This is a genomic window from Ignavibacteria bacterium (assembly GCA_017303675.1).
GTDB lineage: Bacteria > Bacteroidota > Ignavibacteria > Tepidaquicellales > OLB5 > OLB5.
The window spans coordinates 595411-617616 of record JAFLBX010000001.1 but is presented as its reverse complement, the minus strand read 5'-3'; the positions used below and the strand labels follow the sequence as shown (position 1 = coordinate 617616).

At 39.3% G+C, this 22206-nt stretch carries 15 protein-coding genes; 1 reads left to right on the top strand and 14 read right to left on the bottom strand.

What is annotated here, in order from left to right; genetic code table 11:
* Positions 1 to 81 precede the first annotated feature (81 nt).
* Positions 82 to 3132: a PAS domain S-box protein gene (locus J0M37_02805; GenBank protein ID MBN8584000.1), complete on the top strand. Its 3051-nt coding sequence runs from the start codon at positions 82 to 84 to the stop codon at positions 3130 to 3132.
* A gap of 6 nt (positions 3133 to 3138) precedes the next feature.
* On the opposite strand, the gene pgeF is transcribed toward J0M37_02805, so the two are convergent.
* The 14 genes from pgeF to J0M37_02735 form a co-directional block, all read right to left on the bottom strand.
* A complete protein-coding gene (pgeF, locus tag J0M37_02800; GenBank protein ID MBN8583999.1) occupies positions 3139 to 3879 on the bottom strand; it encodes a peptidoglycan editing factor PgeF in 741 nt (246 codons plus the stop codon).
* 371 nt (positions 3880 to 4250) lie between these two features.
* Positions 4251 to 4955 carry a hypothetical protein gene (locus J0M37_02795; GenBank protein MBN8583998.1) on the bottom strand — a complete coding sequence of 235 codons (705 nt, stop codon included), beginning with the start codon at positions 4953 to 4955 and terminating at the stop codon, positions 4251 to 4253.
* 273 nt (positions 4956 to 5228) lie between these two features.
* Entirely contained in the window at positions 5229 to 6887 is a 1659-nt protein-coding gene (locus J0M37_02790; protein MBN8583997.1) for a peptide-N-glycosidase, read from the bottom strand.
* 124 nt (positions 6888 to 7011) lie between these two features.
* A complete protein-coding gene (locus J0M37_02785) occupies positions 7012 to 8268 on the bottom strand; it encodes a metallophosphoesterase (GenBank protein MBN8583996.1) in 1257 nt (418 codons plus the stop codon).
* A gap of 30 nt (positions 8269 to 8298) precedes the next feature.
* Positions 8299 to 8919 (bottom strand): methyltransferase, encoded by a 621-nt coding sequence (locus J0M37_02780; protein ID MBN8583995.1) that lies wholly within the window; start codon positions 8917 to 8919, stop codon positions 8299 to 8301.
* 525 nt (positions 8920 to 9444) lie between these two features.
* A complete protein-coding gene (locus J0M37_02775) occupies positions 9445 to 10485 on the bottom strand; it encodes a radical SAM protein (protein ID MBN8583994.1) in 1041 nt (346 codons plus the stop codon).
* A 732-nt stretch (positions 10486 to 11217) separates the two neighbouring features.
* The gene (locus J0M37_02770) at positions 11218 to 12399 is read right to left on the bottom strand and encodes a DUF2029 domain-containing protein (protein MBN8583993.1); all 1182 of its coding nucleotides are present in this window, start codon (positions 12397 to 12399) and stop codon (positions 11218 to 11220) included.
* 335 nt (positions 12400 to 12734) lie between these two features.
* Positions 12735 to 14228 (bottom strand): B12-binding domain-containing radical SAM protein, encoded by a 1494-nt coding sequence (locus tag J0M37_02765; protein MBN8583992.1) that lies wholly within the window; start codon positions 14226 to 14228, stop codon positions 12735 to 12737.
* A gap of 56 nt (positions 14229 to 14284) precedes the next feature.
* The gene (locus J0M37_02760; protein ID MBN8583991.1) at positions 14285 to 15478 is read right to left on the bottom strand and encodes an oligosaccharide flippase family protein; all 1194 of its coding nucleotides are present in this window, start codon (positions 15476 to 15478) and stop codon (positions 14285 to 14287) included.
* Positions 15479 to 15818: 340 nt separating this feature from the next.
* Positions 15819 to 16934 carry a glycosyltransferase family 9 protein gene (locus tag J0M37_02755; GenBank protein MBN8583990.1) on the bottom strand — a complete coding sequence of 372 codons (1116 nt, stop codon included), beginning with the start codon at positions 16932 to 16934 and terminating at the stop codon, positions 15819 to 15821.
* 300 nt (positions 16935 to 17234) lie between these two features.
* Positions 17235 to 19070, bottom strand: coding sequence for a DUF2029 domain-containing protein (locus J0M37_02750; GenBank protein MBN8583989.1), 1836 nt, complete (start codon positions 19068 to 19070; stop codon positions 17235 to 17237).
* A gap of 252 nt (positions 19071 to 19322) precedes the next feature.
* Positions 19323 to 20057: a class I SAM-dependent methyltransferase gene (locus tag J0M37_02745; GenBank protein ID MBN8583988.1), complete on the bottom strand. Its 735-nt coding sequence runs from the start codon at positions 20055 to 20057 to the stop codon at positions 19323 to 19325.
* A 372-nt stretch (positions 20058 to 20429) separates the two neighbouring features.
* Complete coding sequence (locus J0M37_02740) at positions 20430 to 21812, bottom strand: radical SAM protein (protein ID MBN8583987.1); 1383 nt, start codon at positions 21810 to 21812, stop codon at positions 20430 to 20432.
* Between the two features lies 1 nt (position 21813).
* Positions 21814 to 22203, bottom strand: a complete 390-nt coding sequence (locus J0M37_02735; protein MBN8583986.1) for an energy transducer TonB — start codon at positions 22201 to 22203, stop codon at positions 21814 to 21816.
* Between the last annotated feature and the right edge of the window lie 3 nt (positions 22204 to 22206).

Below are 22206 nucleotides of genomic sequence, written 5' to 3'. Positions count from 1 at the left end.
TTCTCATTTTGATAAATACTGTGTTTTAGTAATTTGTAAAGTATTTTCCCGTGTTTTCGGGGTTAACTTTTATGAATTTGTATGGATCAAAGCATTAAACCACAAAATAAAGACTCTTACGGAAAAAAGATCAGCTTAATATACTTTTTTATAGGCACAGCATGGATACTGCTTTCTGACCTGCTGAATGGCATTTACCTTCATAATAATTTCAGAGTGGTACTTCTTGAGATCGGAAAAGGAATGCTGTTTGTTACTTTATCTTCACTGCTGATATTTTACCTTCTCAAAAAATATTTTGCGGCTTACCATAAAAGCAATACAGAGCTGTTTAAAAAAGAAACGGAATACAGCACGCTTGCCCGCCACTTAAAAGCAGGTATAATAAGATGTACACCCGAAGGTAAGTATATTTTTATGAACAATGCTGCCAGGAACATTCTGCAGGATTATTTAAAACCTGATATTGAAGGAAATATAGCCGGTTTATTTCCTGAGGAAATATATAAAGATAATGATCTTATCAGCCGCGTTAAAAGTACTGTAAATTATATAAAAGAAACAGGTAAGAGCGTTGTAAGAAAAGTAAAATACGGCGAAAGATATCTTTCTGTTCACACATACCCTGAACTGAATAATGAAGGCAGTATTGTATCCGTGCTCTCAATCCTCACCGATGAAACTGAGATGATGCAGAGTATGCTGCAGCTTGAAGAATCTGAAAGATTCAACAGACACCTCGTAGATTCAAGCAATGTAATAGTATATATTTATAATCTTATAAACCAAAACCAGATTTTTACTAATAAGGCGCTTATAAAAATACTGGGATACAGGCCAGATGAGATGCAGGCACCGGGAGTAAATATTTTAAATGATTTTATCCATCCGGATGATAAGAACAGGATTTCAGATTACGTTCAAAAAGAGGTATTGAATCTGAAAGACGGGGAAATTGCCGAATTTGAATACAGAATGAGACGGAAAAACGGAACGTATTGCTGGTTCAGAAGCCATGACTGTATTTTCAAAAGGGATGAAAACGGTATACCCATAGAAGTGCTTGGCAGCGCAATTGATATTACTGAGCTGAGAAGATCAAAAGAGGAATCGGAAAAAAATTCTGCTTACTTAAATTCAATAATAGAAGTATCGCCTATAGCGATCTATAACCTGGATCCTGAAGGAAAGGTATTGAGCATATGGAATAAAGCAGCGGAGGAAATTTTCGGCTGGAAAATAGATGAAGTTCTGGGCAGAAAGCTGCCGATTATACCTGCTGATAGATCCGGTGAGTTTGAAACCTTTTTTAATATCCTCAAGCGCGGAGAAAGCTTAAACGGCATTGAATTTTTAAGGCAAAGAAAAGACGGCAGCCCTGTATTTATCAGGGTTCATGCAAAACCGGTTCGCGGAATGAACGGCGAAATTGAATCTATCCTTGCATACGGAGTAGATATTACCCTTGAAAAGAAATTTGCCGAATCAAAACAGAAAAATGAAGATTACCTTAAAATTCTCTACGAGGCTAGCCTTGCAGCAAATAAAGCAGTAGATGTATCAGAGCTTTACAGGGTCTGTTTCAGTTACATAAACCTGATACTTGATGTTACTGGATTAATGGTATCACTTGTTACAGATGATAACCGGCATATAAAATATGACGCGTTGTGGATGAAGGGTGAGAATATTGATACATCAAACATTCCCCTAATGAAGCTTAATCCCGAAGGTAAGGGACCGCTAACACGAACCATATTATCCGGTAAACCGCAGATAGTGAACGATCTTGAAGAGCGCGTTAAGGGTTCGCGAAATAAATTTTTTGTTGACCAGGATGGAAAACTAAGCACACCCGGCGGAGAAATTGAGAATGTTTCTCACTCTGCAATTATGATACCGCTTAAACATGCAGATAAAGTAATAGGGGTATTGCAGGTGCAGAACGCAGAAACCGGTAAGTTTACCGAAAGTGATTTAATGAAGCTTGAGCCGTTTGCGTTTATATTTGCTTCGGCTATACAAAGAGCAAAGCTATACAGGAAGCTGCAAAGCGAGCTGGAAGAAAAAGACGCTGCTTTTGAACAGCTGAGAAAGTTTTCCAAAGGGATTGAACACAGCCCGAACAGCATAGTTATTACCAATGCTGATTCTGAAATAGAATACGTTAACCCATATTTTACAGAGCTAACCGGCTTTACGCTTGAAGATGTGCTCGGTAAAAATCCATCTATCCTGAAATCAGGGCAGACAGACAGCCATGTCTATTCAGGCTTATGGGAGGCATTGAACAAAGGTGAAACATGGCACGGCGAGTTTTTAAACCTGAAGAAAAACGGAGAGCTTTACTGGGAAGCTGCTTCAATAGGTCCCATAACAGACCATAACGGCAGGGTAACACATTACATTGCCATAAAACAGGATATCACTGAAAAGAAAAAAAAGGATAAAGAGCTGAAGGATTCACTGGAAGAAAAGGAGATAATGCTTAAGGAAATTCACCACCGCGTAAAAAATAATCTTCAGGTGATATCCAGTCTTCTTAATATGCAGTTTGAGCAGTATGAACACCCCGAGGCAATTGACGCAATTAATTCAAGCCGCAACAGGGTTAAGGCAATGGCGCTTGTTCATGAAAACCTTTACCAGAGCGAGAACATAGGCAAAACCTCATTGAGAGAGTATTTGATAATGCTTGCCAAGAACATTTATTCATCATACGGAGTATCTTTTGAGCGTGTAAAGTTTTTCTGTGAAACGCATGGTATCGAGTTTGGCTTAGATACCATCATTCCACTGGGCCTGATACTTAACGAAGGGATCTCAAATTCACTTAAGCATGCATTTCCGGAAGGAGCTCAAGGTGAAATAAGAGTTGAGCTTGAGGGTATAGATCCAAACATTGCAGGCGGATTTAACAACTTTCATGGGCTAGGTAAATACAGGCTTAAGATAAAAGATAACGGCAAAGGTTTGCCGGAAAATTTTGACCCGGGAAAAACCAATTCATTGGGCATGACACTTCTCACAAGCCTTACCGCTCAGCTTGATGGCGAAGCAGTAATAAATAATAAAGTAGGAACTGAAATAGTTATAGATTTTAAAGAACTGAGATATAAAAAAAGAGTATAAGTGAAGTTAAATGTTTATATTCTTCATTCCTAAGACCGCAAACATTCTGCCTGAGGTTGACTTATCCCTTCGGTATGAATGCAGGTGAGCGCTATTAAAAGTGCATTCATTGAATTGTTCAATATTACCCGGCTGCACGCCTGCTGAAAGCAGGCTTTGGTAAACCATAGAGCCTGTATCAACAATATATTTTCCATCTGAATTTATTTTTGGTGAAACATACTCCCCGGGAAACAGATCAGCAACATCTTTATCCACTTCAAAATTAGGTTTACTTATTGCGGGACCCATAAATACTGCAAGCTCTTCGGGCTTTGAGCCGAAATCATTAACCATAATTGAAATTACTTTACCTGTAATATTTTTCTGGGTGCCGCGCCAGCCGGAATGAATGTTTGCTATCACACCGTTTAATTTGTCAAATATCATTACGGGCATACAATCCGCAACGGATATAACAAGATTCAAGCCCGGTTGTGAAGTGATAAGCGCATCTGTGTTTGGATAGAGGCCCGGCTTTGTTACTATTGATACGCCATCGCTGTGAACCTGGTTGGCATGAACGAGTGATGCTTCTGCGATTCCCAGAGAACCGAAAAACCGCGTGCGGTTTTTCATGACTGTATTATGCTCATCTCCGACATGTTTGCTCAGGTTATTGTAAAACGGCGGTTCATCCGCAAATCGTGTTGAGATGCCGTGGATGAGCTCTTTGTGTGATGACAGTATTTTGGAAGTGATTATCATAAAAATTGATCTTTTTCTGTTTCCAAACTCCAGTTTGGGAAACTATATAACAGCATATTGCAATTTATACGTTACTTTCTTTTGAGCGATTCCCGCATCAAGTGCGGGACAGGCGCCAGAAAGTAACCAAAGAAAAATCGCCCGCTGCTGAAAATTGCCTGAAATCATTTTCGCCTTACGGGAAAAGAACTCGTCCGGCATTGATGCGCACCATAGGTGCGATTTGCGGACTCAAACAGCTTTTCCCGTATTGTATCTGCTCAAATAATTTCCGAGACGGCAATTTTCATAGGCGGGATTTTAAATGAGTATTGAAAGAACATAAGCATACCCACTTTTAATAAAGGAGTGGGTATGTAATAAACAATTTTTTACTCCAGCAGCTTCATTAATTCAGAAATGTAATAATTGAACTTCCATGGCTCATACAGACTGTGTTTAGCGCGGAGTGTTTCATCGACAGATCGCAAATATTTATCATCGGTCATATTTTTGTTTTTGATATCCCAGTTATTTAAAGTATCAAGCATTAGGTCATCTTTATTCTGCGGATAGATGTAATACCTCTTATCTTTAATTATCAAAAATCCGTCACCGTTATCGGGAATTATATCACCAGCCCATTTATTTAAGTTAACTGGTTTAGCCTGTGTTGAGGGGTCTATTACAATTGTATCTTCAGCGGTAATAATAACCGGGGCAACATGATATGACCAATTGCGGCACTTGCCGGGGGAATGCAGAAGTACTTCCGGCTTATACCTGTAATATTCAGTTTTTGAAGCTCTTTTGCAATCAGCTATCAGCCATACTTTAGCTGTTGTTACACCGGGGAAATATTTTTCTATAATGCGGGCAATAATGTGGGCACGTGATTTACAGATATTGCAGTCATCCAGATCGATAAGGTGTTTATTTGATATGATGAAGTTGAAAATGGAATCAGCCTGTAATGTTGATAAATTACACGAAGGTATAGTATCGCTATGGGGAGAGTGTTCTATATACGGATTTTGCGAATAGAGAGTTGAAGATATTATTGCTGCTATTACTTGTATTATGAGTAACCTGATCACCGTAAATTTATAAATCCCCATCTGTGATTAACGAATATTAACATTAAATTTTCAATCTGATTTTTTTGAATCTTAACAATATTGTCCCCCTTTATAAGGGGGAATTGGATTATGTGTTTTATCAATATTTGCTGAAAGATTTTCAAGATGGGCTTTGCCCATTGCTGGTGTATCGCGCCGCTATGCGGCTAATCATGTACTATAACTTGACCACCCCATCACGCCTTCAGCGTGATTTCCCCTCCTTAAAAAAGGAGGGGAGCTTTACATGTTTCAATACTTGCCGATAAGTACGGCTGATACATTCCATGCAGAAAAGCTGGTGCCTTCGGGTTTGCCCATTGGGATATATACCGAAAATGTATGCCTGCCGGGTTTCAAATTATTTAGCGGAATATCAACAGGCACGCTGGTTGAGCCAGGGCACCACCCCGAGCGGCTGAAATCACTTGATGACATTCCGTTCGGGAAGTTGCCTGAGGCGGGATTATAGTTTCTGTACATACCGCAGTCATCACGCCACGGAATGTAGCTGTATATCAGCTTCCCATCAGCGAAAATAAAATTCATTTTTTTATTGAACTCATCACCGCCACCCCAGCCGCCGTGTCCTGTACTGATATAACGCAATGTCACCGATTTAATTCCATCGGGAATATCAACTGTAACCTGTAATGTATCATTTTCAAAAATTGTTGCATACTCCTGCGAAGCGACTTCCATTATATTGGTTGTAAATATCAGCGGCTGAATCCATTCATTGCTTACCTCCGCCGGTTCCTGCGGAATATCATCAGGGTAATATTTCAGATCCAGGCTAACGCTATGGCCGCCTTTATCATAACAGCCGATAAATATACCGAACCATACTTCACCCTCGAGGGCAGGCAGCAGATTTGTTACATCCTGTTTGTATGTAACGGAATCCAGCCACACTGTATTATAAACCTGCACCTGGCTGTTGTAATGACCGATCCCGAACGGAGTAATAAAACGCATCAGTTCAATCGGCGGTGTGTACTTATCGGTCAAAGTAAACCCGCGGTAATCTTTTTTATTCTTTGCGTCATATTTTGGCAGAGCTGAAATTCCGTTAATGAAGGCATCCATGAATGTTAGTGAAGTATCCTTTGTGATATCAGGTATTATAAAAAGCGAGCCTGTTCTGTCATAAGCATCACCCGTAGATTTTTCGGTAAGCTCAGCTATAACGGAATGCTTGCCCATATTTTCAGGAAGCTTGACTTTTTTCAGAATTACAGTGCCTTCGGCAAAACGGTAAGTAATACCCGGTTCATTAGTTAAAAGATTTACGGGTTTATCACCAAAATTAATTTTTTCATTTTGGAAAATATTAATAGTGGTGTAATTCTGCGCTGTTACCCTGAACCTGTAATACGGCAACTCTACTATTTCACCTATTGAATAGGGTAGTGTGATCATTTGAGAGCTGAGCTCTATTTTTTCCGCGGTAATTTCAAAATTACCGTTCCGCACTATTTTAAGAACAAGTCCAAGCTGGGGTCCGATACTAATTGAGGGTGTACCTTTAAATTCCGTTTGGGTTGTATACCATATATCAATATGATTTGAACGTATAACCGTATGCGCTTTTTTGCAGAGGTAGCCGAGGATCGTCATAGTATCACTCTGCAGTTCAGGTACATTATAAGTGCCAAATGATTCTTCATCTGTGATAATCTGGCCGTTTTTAAGTGTTGTGGTTTGATATGTTTTTGAGGAAGTGTAATCCAGATAGAATGTTTCGCCGGATGCATTGGTGTATCTGGAAAGATTTGCTGATGCTTCCAGTGTTAATGGCGGTGTACCTGCGGGAGAGCCGTTTGAATAGAAATTGTATGTAATTACGGCGGAGTTCTGTGCTATAAGCGTAGAGTTAAGCAGTGCCAGCAGAAGTAAAATGTATTTCATCTGCAAAAATACGAATAAAAATCGATGAAACTCTATCTATAAATTATGTTTTGACCCCTACTTCGCCCGCCTAAGGCGGGCTCTTCTCCCCCTGACAGGGGGAGATTAAGAGGGGGTAAAAATCTTACACCAGTGTAATTTTTGTTATTTCAGGGGGACAGTTGATTCTGATAGGAAGGCCGACTGAGCCGATGCCGCGGCTTACATACATGTTTGATTTCCCGATCTTATAGATACCTTCGATGTATTTGCTTACAGTTGCGGCAAAAGACATATTAAAATTCCCGAATTTCAGGGGAACAACCTGACCGCCGTGTGTATGGCCTGAAAGTATGAGATCTATTTCCTTGGTGGCCAGCGTATCAAAGCCATATGGCTTATGGCATAAAAGTACTTTAGGGGAGCTGTTGAAATCAGGATCATTGTTCTTCAGATATTCATCCATTGCTCCGTAGTATTTTAATACTTCCTGCATTTTTGCGCCTGACCCCTGTGTATCATCTATACCAAGCATATAAAGCGGCTTGCCTTTAATGCTGATAACCCGGTGTTCATTCCTTAATACCTGGATGGGTGATTCATTATTGATCGCCTTTGCAACATAATCAGCATCCTGGAAGAAATCATGGTTGCCAAGCGAGCCGTAAATTCCGTGTTTGGCTTTAACATCCCTGAAAGCATTTGTAAGCATGTGAACATCTCTTACATCAAAATTAACAAAATCACCCGGTATACAAACGATATCACTTTCTAGCGAATTGATAACATCAGCATACTCACGCATTTCTTTTTCATTCATATACTGTCCCGCGTGAATATCGCTTAACAGAGTGATCGTTGTGCCGCGCAGCTCAGCGGGCAGGTTATCTATTGTGATATTTTTGTGTACAATTTCGTAGGAGTCATGCCTTAACATTCCGTATGTTGCGCCTGCAAACGCATATGTAGAAATGCCCATAGTTGCATAGCGCACAAATTTTCTCCTGGAAAGGTCAACTGTTTTAACAACCTTCTTTTCTTTAACGGAATTTATCTTCCTGCGAAGCGGCTTGAATATCTTTGCAATCCAGATAGGTATCTGAAACGGAAGCTTTATAACCTTGCCGACCAGCAGCCAAACAGAAATAAAGAATGTTGCTGCCATCCAGATATAGAACGGGTAAAGTCCGAGAATTTTAAACCATTCCGGGGGAGCGAAATTTCTGCCCCAAATAAAGGAAACAATAATGAATGACAGGTTAAATATTACAAACGGCGCAAGCGCCCACCAGCGGTGAGAAGGTTTATAATATTTGGTGGTTTTCCAGTATCTTATAAACGTAAAATAAACAAGTGCCTGTAAAGATAAAAATAATGTGGTGAAAATTGCTCTGAACCCCATGCTTTGCTTTTAATATATAATATAGTGATTTCACTTACTTATAACTGCTTCTAGTATATAAAACGTTTCAAAGAATTTTTTATTGGTTTGTAAAATTTTGTAATCATAACCAGCTGTTTTTACATTGTTGTAAAATTCATCCAGATCCATATCAGATGAAACCAGCATACATAACCTGCCTGTGGGCGCTAAAAAGCTTTTCGCATTTTCAAGAAAACGGGTGATAACTTCCAGATGGGGTCCGCCTTTAAACGCCCGTTCAAAATTATTACCCGGATTGCCTTTGTAATACGGCGGGTTGAAGAATATGATATCAAATTTACCAGGAGAGATGTTAATAAGCGATTCAAACAGGTCTGATTCAACCGCAGTTATCTGTTTGGCAAAATTGTTCTGCAAAGCATTTTCTGTGATACATCTTACGGCGACAGGGTTAATATCTGCAGCAATACAATTTGCGCCCTTTGAGGCTGCTATTATACTAACCACCCCCGAGCCGGAGCCCATATCGAGTATGTGCTTGCCTGTTAAGTCGATGGATTTTATGTACGAAATAAATACTTTGCTTGAAATAAAATCAGCAGGATTAAAAACAGTGGGCCTGACTGTAAATACATAACCCGCCAATTTTTGGCGAATAATTTTTCCCATTTTAGGTTTTACAATAAAATGGTACTTATAAAGATAGTTTATTTTTCTTAAGATCCCTTTGATAGCCTTGTAAATAATTGATTTACAAAGTAATTAAAGAAAACAATAGTTTAAATGGAAAACGTATGGCTTAAGTTATTTATCCGATGCCTTGAAGTCATAGGATGAATATTTCCTTCTGTGAATTTTGATCAATCCTTCACTTCGTATGGATTGCATACTGATTGTTTAAATTTTAATATGTACTTTTTGTCTTGATACAAAAAGTACCAAAAAAATCAAGGCTGCTAAAAATTTCCTAAAATCTGCTTTGCCTTACAGGAAAATAACTCGTCCGGCTTGATACGCACCAAACGGTGCGATTTGCCGGACTCAAACAGATTTTCCTGTGCTTATACTGCAAATCAGATTTTTTGACGGAAATTTTCATAGGCCGATTATAATCAAAAGACATTTTCAACCGCTTGCTCGAATAATTTCTTAACGGAAATTTTCAATGGCATGAATGTAATCGAATATTTAAATTTAAAATCTATCCATCAATGCGGCACGGGGGGGGATGAACAGTGTGCAGACGCACTTTTTGCAGCGGTCAGGCTCCATAACTTTTACGCGGCTGCGTGTTTTGATAATAGGTTCAGAATTAATCAGCTCTTTAAAACTGTTATCACGGATATTTCCATACTTTGGAAGAAAAAAACACGGGTGAATATCACCGGTTGATGTTATTACCGCCGAGACCATGGGAGCATTGCAGAAATTTTTAGGAAAGGTATCACTGCCGTTTACGGCTGCGTAGTAATACGCAATATGCTGCAGCTTTTCGGGTGATTCAGAAATAAAGCCTGAAGAAAATTCAGCAGCATATTTTTGAGATGCTTCGTATATCAGGGTTTTAAGCTCAAGCACCTCTGTTTTATCAAGAATCATTCCGTTTGGGTCGGTAGTTTGTGAGCGGGTTTCGAGGTTATCCCTTCCGTACGCTTCGCTTGAAACATCCGCTGCAAGAAAAGAAATCCGTTTGACTCCCGTTTGTTTTGCCAGCTCAATGAAACCCAGAAGCTGGCGAAAGTTTTGTTTTTGAAGAACGGTGCGTATGGAAATTTCAGGTGCAGCATTTATGCTGCGTGCTTTTATTATTCCTTCGAGTATAAAGTCAAATGAATTTACTCCCCTGAGCCGGTTATGAGTTTCGGCATCAGCGCCATCAATTGAAACAATAATTTCATTGAATACTCCTTTAAACTCTTCAGCGCGTTTTGCAAGCAGCAGGCCGTTGGTAAGCAGTGTTTGTTTAGCTTTAAGTACAGTGAACAGGTTGCAGATATCCCAGAAATCACGCCTTATAAGCGGCTCACCGCCTGAATATACAATATGTTTTAAGCCGAAGGCGGAGAGCTCCCGGGCTAATTGTTTAATTTCATCAAAGCTAAGCTCGCCGGGCATTGGCAATCTGTATGAACATGAGAGGCATTTCAGGTTGCAGCCTTCTGTGACGTATAATATCACAACCGGCATGCAATGCGCCTTATTTGATACGGTATTGAAGAATGCTTTGTAGTTCACTTATGCAATATGATAAAATGAATTTCAAATGTCAAAAATTTTTTTAGGAAAAGAAAGCTCACGCAAAGACGCTGAGGCGCAAAGGAATATTCTTTCTCATTCCCAATCCGCCGAGGCGGACCAGTTTGGGGATGCTATAAACTGTTGGAACGGTTTGGTGGATTTGTCAGCATTTTTTCCCCACGGATAAATCCGTGGGCTAATAATTGAATGAATCCATATCTTGATCCAACAATTATCTTTTATCTTACATTTATATGAACTTATTTGATTAGCCCCGCTCTTTAGAGCGGGGGGAGCAATGTTCATCACAAAATGGGACTTTAGTCCCTAATATCTTATAACGCAAATTTCCTATTTTGGCTGATGTTGTTACTTTCTTTTCAGCGATTCCCGCATCGAGTGCGGGACAAGCGCCAGAAAGTAACCAAAGAAAAATCGCCCGCTGCTGAAAAATTGCCTAAAATTATTCTCGCTTCGCTGCAAGAAAAAAACTCGTCACGCTTCGGTGCGCACCATAGGTGCGATTTGCGTGACTCAAACAGTTTTTCTTGCTACGCTTGCTCGAATAATTTCTTAACGTCAATTTTTCAAAGGCGGGTATTTAATAAATAATCTTTACCCATGGTTGAATCCGTGTACTAAGAATTGAATGAAACCACCCCTCGAACTATTTCCTGTCGGAAATAGTTCTCTTCCCCTCCTTAATCCCGCTTAAGCGGGACTTCGAAATCACTGCGTGATTTCTTGAAAGGAGGGGAGCCTTTGTTGTGAATAGATTAAAACCAGAAAGGAAATAATTACTGCACCATACAGCCGTGGATATGCTAATATAAACAATGGAAAGCCTGAATCCTGTAATTGCCTGAAAGGCAGCGGCAGCAATAAAAGCAGCAGGTTTGCTGCGAAAATATAGATCACGGGTGACTTAAAATTTATTTCTTTAAATAGTACGCTGCCGGTCATAATTATCAATGGCAGGTAAAATAACGAATGATAATCTTCAGCCGCAGGGGAGAAGACTACATTCAGCGCGAAGCTCAAAACAAAAAATACCAAATAATTTTCACGGGTGAATCTTCTTGATAAAAAGAATAAAACAGCCAATCCTGTAATTTGCGTAAAGTAATAAACATATATTTTCGGGATAGATAACAGCGCATTTGTGTTTACTGCTGAATTATAGCTGAATATGTGTCCCAGTAAACTACCTATGGTTTGGTACGCCACATTTGAAGAATACTCACCGTATGCTACCACAGAATAAAATTTTGCGTAATACATCTGCCAGGCTGATAAGCCGAACAAAGGGAGTGTTAACAGGAAAACGGCGCCAGTTAATCCAATGGTATATAAAAATACCCTGGGTTTTTTCATCAGCAGCAAAGCTGCCAGAGGATAGAATCCGTAGCCCTTTAAGATAATTATCAAAGCAATGGGAAAAGCTGTAAGAAGCGCGTTATTTTTCCTGAACCCGAAAACAGAAACTGATGCAAGAAAAAGCAGTAAAGCGTACGCCTGTCCATAAACGATATTATAATAGAACGGGTAGAAAAGCAGGGTAATAAGAACCAGCAGTAAACCCGGTAAGCCGTTAAAGGAAATATCGAATGATCTGAAAAGCAGCAGTATTGAAATGAACAAAAATATAATTCCGAGAATATTCCATATAACTTTGGCTGTAACGGGTTCAAACCCAGTCAGAGGCAGCATTATAAAAGATCCGGTGGGGAGGTTTGAAAGATCTTTAACTTTACCGAAACCATAGCTCTGCATTTTTGCGAAATAGTAAGTGGTATCATAAGCCGCGGTCATATCGCTTCCATCGGTGAGCATTCTGGCTGAGGTATAATACGAGGCGAAACCGTGCGTAAGCACGGGTGATTTAAGCCATGTGTAATAAATGAGATGCATTAACGCGAGGGAGATGAGTACAGCAAGTATTATTTTTATGTGTTTCAGATTAATTGATATTGATTTTTATAATCTTAACTTGTTTAATCATTAAAGTTATTATTATGTACTTTTTGTCTTGATACAAAAAGTACCAAAAAAATCAAGGCTGCTGAAAATTTCCTGAAATTATTTTCGCTTCACGGGAAAAGAACTCGCCCGCTTTGCGGGATTCAAACAGCTTTTCCCGTGTTGTTTCTGCTCAAATAATTTCCTGGCGGAAATTTTCAGAGGCCGAATAAAATCAAAAGAAACACCTAAACCTTAGAAACGGTTTTTAATAAGCAATTCTATACTCACGATGATGCAAAGCCTTCAATTTCGGGCTGGCGGTATTTCAGCAGCTTTTGGGTCAGCATGATCTCATACGGCGCTGTGTAAAAATCCGTTTTATAACGCCAGCTTCCCATGAACTGTAATAATGAACGCTTCCATCCCCTTATTTTTAGATCACTGTTTGTCGGGTAGTACGCGTTCAGTGTCTTTTCAAAATTCCGTATCATTTTAAAATGATGCGGCTTCAGCCATGGGGTTAGCGGATTTTTCCTCAGGTCAAAGTTCTGCCACTTGGGTGAAACCCACTCTTCGAGTGATTTGGGATAATCAAACCCTTTCAGCTTGGCGGCAAGCGACATTTCTGAATCTTCGAAATTCACCGGTGAATATGTGTAAATGACAATTTCCGCTGCGGGGTTAATTGCTTTAATTTTTTTTATGAACTTCAGGTCTGTTTCAATATCGCGCGTAACATTATCAGTCGGGTTACCAAGCACGAAGGAAAGCTCAGGCACAATGCCGTACTTTTTTGATTTTTCCGCAAGATCAATCAGTGTCTGCGCGTTTTGCGTGCCGCCTTTATGCATAAGCTTTAGTAATTCATCGTTGCTGGTTTCAGCGCCGTAGAATATCATTTTGCAGCCGGCATCAGCCATCATTTGCCACGTGTCATCGGAAAATTTCATTACGGTGTCGGGTCTTGCTTCGCCCCACCATCCTATGCCCAGGCCATTTACAGCTTTTGCGAAATCATACACGCGTTTTTCTGCCACAAAAAAATTGTTATCGTGGAATTCCACCGCGCCGATGTTATATTTTTCCTTCAGGAAAATTATATCCGAGGCTGTAAGCTCCGCACTTCTGCCAAGCCATTTACCTTTGTAGATGCCCGCAACGGCGCAGAATCCGCAGAGGAACGGACAGCCAACACTTGAGTGGTAGCCGATTGTTCTTGGACCGAGGTATGTTTTGCCAATGCTCAGGTATTTATCAACATCAACCCTTTGATATGGCAGGCGCGGAATAAGATCAGGGTCGATCGGCTTTGCCTTAACATTATGTGAAATGCTACCATCATGCTTAAACGATAATCCTGCTATTTGTTTGAGCGCTTTTGCTCCGGGTTTAGCTTCGAGTGAGTCTATCAACTCTATAAATGAAAATTCAGCGTGACCCTTTAGAACGAAATCAATATAAGGTGATTTTAACACAGTGTTTGGATGCATTGAAGGGAAGTATCCGCCCCAAATAATTTTTACATCGGGGAAGCGGTTTTTAATTTCCTTAGAAATTGAATACGCTCCGCGAAGCTGCAAAGCGGGCATTACGGTGATGCCGATGTATTTAACTCCGTTCAGTATGAGCTTAGCAAGCTCATTTACAGCATTTACCCCCAGATTTTCATCTATAATAGCATAGTCATACCTTCCTTCGAGGAAAGCCCCGAGGGTGAGTAATGAATTCGGGACCCTGAAGCCCCAATTTGCCGATTTTGGATTAACGAGTGCTATCATAGAACTGCAAATTTAGTGATAAGGATGGTTAAATGAAGTTGAAATTTGACCCCTTATCAAAACCTGATCTTAATAAATTTATAGAATAAAATTAAAAGAATGAAATACTCAATTATAATATTACCAAATACTGCGCCTATATAGCCAAGATGATGGATAATAAATAGTCCCAGAATGATATTTATTAACCAGACTAAAAAATAAGTTCTGAAAATATATTTTTCATTATGAGTGGAAATTAAATATGGCTGAATAACTGAATAAGTTAAAATAGGAATTACTGAGAATCCTAAAAGTTTAAGCACAGGCACGGCTTCCGGTATTCTGAATGTAAGGTCAATTAATATTTCTGCAAGAAAATAAATAGTCAGTGAGATCATTAAACCGGAAATGAAAGCGTACAACGTAAGTTTTCTGGCGAGTGCATACTTTTCACCAACGGAAGTATCAGGGTTTGTCATAGCCGGGTAAAATGTATTATACACGGCACCCGAAAATAAGCCAACACCATTGGCAAAACGCGAAGCGGCAGAAAAAATTCCGAGTGATACTGCATTTGTCATGTATCCCAAAATTATCACAATTATGCGGGGAATAGACAGCGCAAGAAAACTGCTTCCGAAAAACGGGAATGATTCTGCAAGCACAGGCTTAATGTAGTTGTAGCTGTAAGGAATTGAATCTGCGAATATAATTCCAGACCTGTTCCATAAAATTTTGTTTATGATATAAAACTTTATCATTGTGAGAGTTTCCATGATAATTATCATAATAAAAATATTCAGCAAACTTCCTGTGTAAACCAAAATAAAATAAGCAAAGATAATTTGGAGGAAGGTATTTATGCTCTTGATAATTGACGGAATCGCCTGTTTCTGTAACGCGCGAATTGATGAATCATATGTTGCCTGTATGGTTTTTGGGATAATTACTGCGATTCCGATAATAAGTGTAATGCTAAGATTGAAACCGGGGAAGATATAAAAAATCATTGAGGTTAATAAAACACAGCCAATTGAAATGAAAATTTTAAAAATATTCACATTCCGAACAAGTGAAAATACTAATGTACGTTCTGCGTTGATCTTTCTTACCAGAAGCTGAGATAGTCCCAGTTCTGATATTACTGCCAGTATTGAGCTTACCGCAAAGATATATGTAAATTCACCCAGGGCATCTACACCAAGCATTCGTGTTATCAATACCGCAAGCACGAACATGCCGCCATAGTTGATGATGTTTGATATCATTACTATGAAAGTATCTTTGAATATTTTGTTTGTGAGTTGTTTCAGTTCTTCGTTAAATATTTTGTTTATATACGTTACTTTCTTTTGAGCGATCAAAAGAAAGTAACCAAAGAAAAATCGCCCGCTGTTGAAAATTACCTAAAATTATTTTCGCTTTACGGGAAAAGAACTCGTCACGCTTTGGTGCGCACCATAGGTGCGATTTGCGTGACTCAAACAGCTTTTCCCGCGTTCATTCTGCTCAAATAATTTTTTAACGGTAATTTTCAAAATGCGGGATTAAGTATTAAAAATTACATTCAAATCTGTTTCTTGCCCGTTTCCCTCCGAAAGGATTTTGCTAACTAACTTCGGTTTGAGAAACAAGGAATTCCTTAATTTTCTTAATAATTTCTTCAATATCAAAACCTGTCATGCATTTGGGTTCGTTGTAAATGCAGTTCACGGTTTTGCTGTTGCTTACGCTCATGCAGGGGGAGCACTCAAGTGAGCGGTAAAATACAAGCTGTTTAGAGCTTAAGGGTCCGTAGCGCACAGGTGATTCGGGTCCGAAGAATGCTACTACAGGTTTGTTTAACGCTGTGGCAATGTGCAGCGGACCGCTATCGTTTGTGATGAGGCATTCTGCCCCTGCAATCAACGAAAATAACTCATTTACACTTAATTTACCCGCAAGATCTGTAATTTTTTCTTTATTTTTTGATCTGTTATGAATAGCCGAAACATAACTTATTTCCTCAACGGAACCGGTGAGTATGACACGGAATTTTCCGTATTCTGAGAGCGCATCAGTAAGCTTTACAAAATACTCATCAGGAAGCCTGCGCTCATATGCCATTTTGCTGGCGTTGGGGTTGATGACAATGTAAGGTGCTGCAATTCTTTCTTTAAAACTGCCATATACCGGCCTAGGAAATTCTTTATGCGACTTACTATTACCGCTTGATACCAAATTCAGGAAGTTATCGCGGGTATGAATATGATCATTAAATAACACTGTATGTGAGAATAAGCGTGAACGTTTATTCTTTTTATTATCAAAGCCGGTACTGAATTTTGGTTTTATGAAGCGGTTAATCAATGCGGAGTAATATGTAAAGAACTCAAAATCATAAACCAGGTCAAATTTGATTTTTTTAAGTGTGTTTATCAGCTTCAGTGTATCGATAAAAAAATTTACCGGATTTGTGAGCCTTATACCGATTATATTATCTGTGTTACCGATTACCGTTAGTACCTCCCGGTTAGATTCAAAAGTAAGGTAATGAAGCTTCGCCTGCGGGAATTTATCACGCACTGTGTGCACAGCAGGCGCGGTAAGGATAATGCTGCCCATTCCCCAGAACTTAATAAAAAGAATATTACCCGGCTTACCTGTAAATGCTGCCTGCTGAGCTTTATTTTTGCCGAACAGGAAGCACATTATCCTGCCGATGTATTCATCGGCGTATTTCATTAACGGGATATTCAAAGTGGTTTTTTCTGACCCTTTTCGATTAATTGTTTATTTTCAGTCTTTACATTAAATGTTGTTTTGTTCTTTTTGTCTTGACACAAAAAGAACCAAAAAAGTCAAGGCTGACGAAAAACGGCTAAAACTTTTCGAACGCAATAGACGCAAAAAAAACTCGTCCGGCTTGATACGCAACATAGGTGCGATTTGCCGGACTCAAACAGTTTTTTGCTTTTTATCTATGCGTTCTCAAGTTTTTACACGCCGTTTTTCGTAGGCCGTTTTTCTTTATATTAAAGTTACTCATTTTATTTTCAGTTTATATAATGCGGTGAAGCTTACGCCGCGGTTTCGGTCAGAGCAGAAGATCACGGAGCTGTCATCACCCGCAAATACCGGGAAGTAACACATTTGTTTACCTGATGTTAAGGGGTAATGTTTCCCTGTGAAAGGGTCTTGAATAATGATCACTCCATTATCAGAATAACATTCAAGGGTCTTATTTTTATTGAATGAACGTACGCCGAGTTTTAACCCTGAAGCATCTCTTTGAATTCCCGTAGTAATATCAATGATCTTTTGTTTTGGCGCGCGGTCTTCAATGGTTTCAAAGGCTATATGTTGAGAATCTATCAGCATTGGATAAAATACATTTTCTTTATCATAAGAGTAACCGAAGTTTGAACGCAAAACGAATTTATTGTTAATACATTCTGTCCATAAAAGCTTATTTCCAAATGCCGAAGGCATAGAAACCAGGTAGTTGTTGCCGGTTGGAATGAATTCAGCTTTTTCGGTATCATTAATCGGTTTATTAAGGCTGTAAGAAATCATTGTTAACACTATGACATGAATACCGCCAATAGCCAGCAGGCGAAAAGTACGGCGGTTAAAGAGTTTTGTTCCGTTCAGCCAAAGCAGTATTTTTAAATTTACTGCAAAGAATATCAATAGCCCGATAAGCTTAAAATATGCAAAAATATTAAATGGAGAACTCTTAAATGAATTGGTTATAAATATCTGAACATGTGAATTCATTAAAAACATAAGCAGTACAAGTGAAGCTCCCGCGAAATATTTCTTTTTATCATAGAAATATTTAAAAAGTATAGCTGCGGCTGGAATCAAAACAACAAACTGGTATGATGCATTCACCGGCAGCAGAAGCAGGCAGGTTATGCAGAACAGGGAAAGCTCAAGCTTTAAATTTTCAGCGGAACGCTTTAATACCGATATTGCCAAGGTTAAGATGAAAAATATGTATGAGTACTTTAATACATAGAAGGCGAGTGTGCTTTCAAAAAGCGGTTCGGGATTCAGCATTGGTTCATAGCTGAACCAGCGGTGAAGAAGCGAGAGCCATGACTGGTACTCCGCCGCATAAACCGTGCCGACCCATGCATCACCAAGCCTTGGCATTATTGTTGTAAAATAGAACCAGTTTAAATCAAATCCGGTAAGCAAAACAACCGGTATATATATCAACAGGGAAAAAACTATAGTATATACAAGCAGCTTATATCTTTTCTTAAAGATAAAAAGGAATATAAAAAATATGGTATAAAATTTCAGCACGATGCTTAAAGCTATGAACAGAGCCGATAAAATATCTTTATCCCGCTGCATAAAGTACATTGATAGCAGCAGGAATAGCAATACAGGAAGGTAAACCTGCCCGAACATAAAGTTATTTGCAAGTGCGAATCCGGAAAGAAAAAATATCAAGCCGCATTTGAAAAAATCAAGCTGCGCTATTTTTGAGAGAACTACGATACAGGCTAGCAAAACCACGAGGTTAAAAATATTCCACCATAGCTTCGCATCAAGCGGTGTTAGCTTAGCAATTGGAAGCATCAATAAAGCCGTTAAAGGCGGGTAAGGAGTATATGATACGATCTGATCATCAATACCGTACATCAAAAGCTGGCGGTTGAATTCAACATTATCGTAAGCAGTCTTCATATCTTTGCCATCGAGATACATGTTGGATGAAACATAGTAGTTGGGGAAATCTGTGTTGATTTTTTGAACAGAAGGGATGAATACGGAGTATATGAATACTCCGGTGAGGATTATGAACAGTGAAATTGATATTAAATTGTTCCTTTTGATTTTATCCTGGGATTTATACTTAAACAATATTTTTACGTTACTTTCTTTTGAGCGATTCCCGCATCGAGTGCGGGACAAGCGCCAGAAAGTAACCAAAGAAAAATCGCCCGCTGCTGAAAATTGCCTGAAATTATTTTCGCCTTTCGGGAAAAGAACTCACCCGCCTCCGGCGGTCTCAAACAGCTTTTCCCGTGTTGTATCTGCTCAAATAATTTTCCTGACTGCTACCGCAGTCAGCCGGCAATTTTCAAAGGCGGGAAAAAATCAGAGCATAATTTTTCATTTCTTCTTCATTACGATTATAAAATGGTCGCCCATTTGGTTGAGTATTGGTAAACCTATGAAGATTTCATCAAGCTTCATCCACAATTTTACGAGAGGTTTAAGCCTGCTGTATATTCCCAGTAAATAGGGCGGGGGAGTTTTTAAGCCAAGTGAAAACAATTTTACTTTCGTAAAATTGCGGCTGAAAGCCGCGGTGAATTCACCCGGTGTGAAGTAATATGTTAGAACCTTTTCGCCGTTTAGATCCGCCATGATGCCCTGCTTTCTGAACCTCCTGAATGCCTCACCAAATTTTAGTGTTACTATATAATAAAATATTTCCCACGGACAGATTTTATTCATAACTACAGCTATAAATAACCCGTTTGGTTTAAGTTTTGCTGCAAGATCACCCGAAAGTTTCGAAAAATCGTTAGTGCAATTCAGTCCCCCAAAGTTTGAAACCACTGCATCAAAATTGTTTCCATTAATTGTTGATATCTCATCAAAAGAGAGAGTTTTTGCTTCTATTTTTGCCTTTTCACCTGCCTGCACATTCGTTTCGGCAGGCAGGCTTTTGCTTTTTGACTGAATGATCCCTATCATTTTCTCAGAAAGGTCAGTTGCTAAAACCTGATATCCGTTTTCAGCAAGAAACACCGCATCCACTCCCGTGCCTGCGTTAAGCTCGAGTATACTGCTTCCCTCCGGGATATACTTTAAGTACACTCTGTGTACGAGTGAGCGCATCCACTGCAGAATTGGATTCTGATTGTCGCGAGCATCATAATCCGCCGCTATGGCGTCGAATGCGGATTTGGTATTGTATGTATGATCTTTAAAAATTAGCTGAATTATTGTTTAATTTTTTTAAACCCGTAAATACTGTAATTCTGTTTCTGGTAGGTGACAGGCTTGCCTGACACTCTTTCAATTTATTTGTTCTTTTTGTCTTGACACAAAAAGAACCAAAAAAGTCAAGGCTGATGGAAAACTGCTAAAACTTTTCGCACGCAATAGATGCAAAAAATAACTCGACTTCGTCTCAAACAGATTTTTTGCATTAATTAATGCGTGCTCAAATTTTTTTACGCAGTTTTCCATAGGCCGTTCAAAAGCGGGCTATTTTATCAAACTCATCATTATTCTTGATACCTTTGCTTTAAGGTAGGTTTTACCATACGAGGTGAAACCCGCGCCGCTGTTTTTCATTTTAAAATAATTCACCTCGTTAACCATGTAACGATTGGCGTGTTTATAGAAATTTTTTGAATACCTTCCTTCAAAATCCAGGTCACGGTCAGTGCGCTGGTCCCACTTTTTATCTGTTAACAGCTTTGATTCCACCTCGGTATAAAACGGCGTTCCTTTAATGGGATACGCTACAGTTGTTAAAAATATATCGGGATTTGAATCCTTTAAATGCTCCGTGGTTTCGAGGATATCCTGCTTTCTTTCGCCGGGATAGCCAAGCATAATGAATGTACCGGCTTCGATGCCGTGTTTGCGGGTAAGCTTAATCTTCTCGCGCGTATCTGCGGCGCTGACGCGCCTGTCCATGAGGTCCAGCACATGCTGCGAGCCTGACTCTGCCCCTATCCACAGTCTGAAACAACCAAGCTGTTTCAGAGTAATTATCACTTCTTCATTTAGTCTATCGCTGCGTGAGATGCACTCAAATTTAATTTTAATTCCGCGCGCGGTAAACACCTGCAGCAATTTTGTAAGCCATTTATGTGACACTGTGAATACATCATCAACGAACCAAAGCATATCAGGGTTGTAATTTGCTGTGATGAATTCTATTTCATCGGCGGTTTTTTCGGGTGAGCGTCTGCGGTAACTTACGCCGTAAACGGTGTGTGAGCACCATTTGCATGTGTAGGGGCAGCCGCGCATTGTGTTGATGCTTACTGAGCTGTACCCGTGGGCGTTTTTCCATGCTTTTAGATATAACGAAAGATCAACAGCCTTGCGGTCAGGAAAGGGCAGCACATCAATATCCTTAATTTTTTCATGCGGCGGGTTCTTTACAATTAAATTATTTTTTTTAAAATATATTCCGTTTACTTTGTTTAGATCTCCGTTGGGATTTGACAGCTCCCTGCACAGCTCAAGCATGGTTTCTTCGCCTTCGCCTTCAACAATAATATCAGCACCGTAGTTCAGGAATTCTGCAGCGTGGAAAGGCGGCTCGGGTCCGCCTAAGATTATTTTGCTGTCTTTTAATTCGTTACTTTGGCGGATGAACTTTACGAGCGGCAGCACGTTCAGCTTCGTCATAAGGTTACAGTATATCGCAATTATATCAGGCTTTTCAGCCAGCATGGCATTTTTCTGTTCTTCAAATGATTTGAAAGTTGAATCATATACTGTTGTACTGAATCCCTGCTGTTTAAGATAAGCTGATATATATAGTATTCCCAAAGGTACATAGGGTTTCATGATCCGCATTTCATTGGGATCGGAGTTTAAATAGTAGCCATGTGTGAGGAAGATCTTCAAATTATTTTAATATGAATTTAAACGGAACCACTCCGTAATATTTAACAGGTTGATTGTTAATTTTGCCAGGTGAAAACTTCAACATATAGATTACTCGTTTTACCTCATTAAAAAACACTTCAACTCCTTTTATATCCGTCAGAGCTTCAACATTCCCTAAAGTGTCTATCATACATGTTGCATAGACATAACCTTCGGCATCAGCCCGGTAGGGCCACTCAAGTTTTCCTTGAACTTCTGAATAATTTATACACACAGGAGGTTCTTTAGTAATTACTGTGTCATATCCAATATTTGCCGAATCATACAAAAGATATTGAATTTCTTTCTGTGCAAATATATTTACAGAATCAGCTAACAACAAAGAGGAAATAATTATGAAGTACTTCATTCG

Excerpts from the sequence above, each read along its gene's own strand:
- J0M37_02760 (MBN8583991.1), bottom strand. The coding sequence starts at position 15,478 with ATGATATCAAACATCATCAACTATGGCGGCATGTTCGTGCTTGCGGTA.
- J0M37_02790 (MBN8583997.1), bottom strand. The coding sequence starts at position 6,887 with ATGAAATACATTTTACTTCTGCTGGCACTGCTTAACTCTACGCTTATA.
- J0M37_02745 (MBN8583988.1), bottom strand. The coding sequence starts at position 20,057 with ATGCGCTCACTCGTACACAGAGTGTACTTAAAGTATATCCCGGAGGGA.
- J0M37_02735 (MBN8583986.1), bottom strand. The coding sequence starts at position 22,203 with ATGAAGTACTTCATAATTATTTCCTCTTTGTTGTTAGCTGATTCTGTA.
- J0M37_02755 (MBN8583990.1), bottom strand. The coding sequence starts at position 16,934 with ATGAAATACGCCGATGAATACATCGGCAGGATAATGTGCTTCCTGTTC.
- J0M37_02780 (MBN8583995.1), bottom strand. The coding sequence starts at position 8,919 with ATGGGAAAAATTATTCGCCAAAAATTGGCGGGTTATGTATTTACAGTC.
- J0M37_02770 (MBN8583993.1), bottom strand. The coding sequence starts at position 12,399 with ATGCATCTCATTTATTACACATGGCTTAAATCACCCGTGCTTACGCAC.
- J0M37_02785 (MBN8583996.1), bottom strand. The coding sequence starts at position 8,268 with ATGGGGTTCAGAGCAATTTTCACCACATTATTTTTATCTTTACAGGCA.
- J0M37_02805 (MBN8584000.1), top strand. The coding sequence starts at position 82 with ATGGATCAAAGCATTAAACCACAAAATAAAGACTCTTACGGAAAAAAG.
- J0M37_02765 (MBN8583992.1), bottom strand. The coding sequence starts at position 14,228 with ATGATAGCACTCGTTAATCCAAAATCGGCAAATTGGGGCTTCAGGGTC.
- pgeF (MBN8583999.1), bottom strand. The coding sequence starts at position 3,879 with ATGATAATCACTTCCAAAATACTGTCATCACACAAAGAGCTCATCCAC.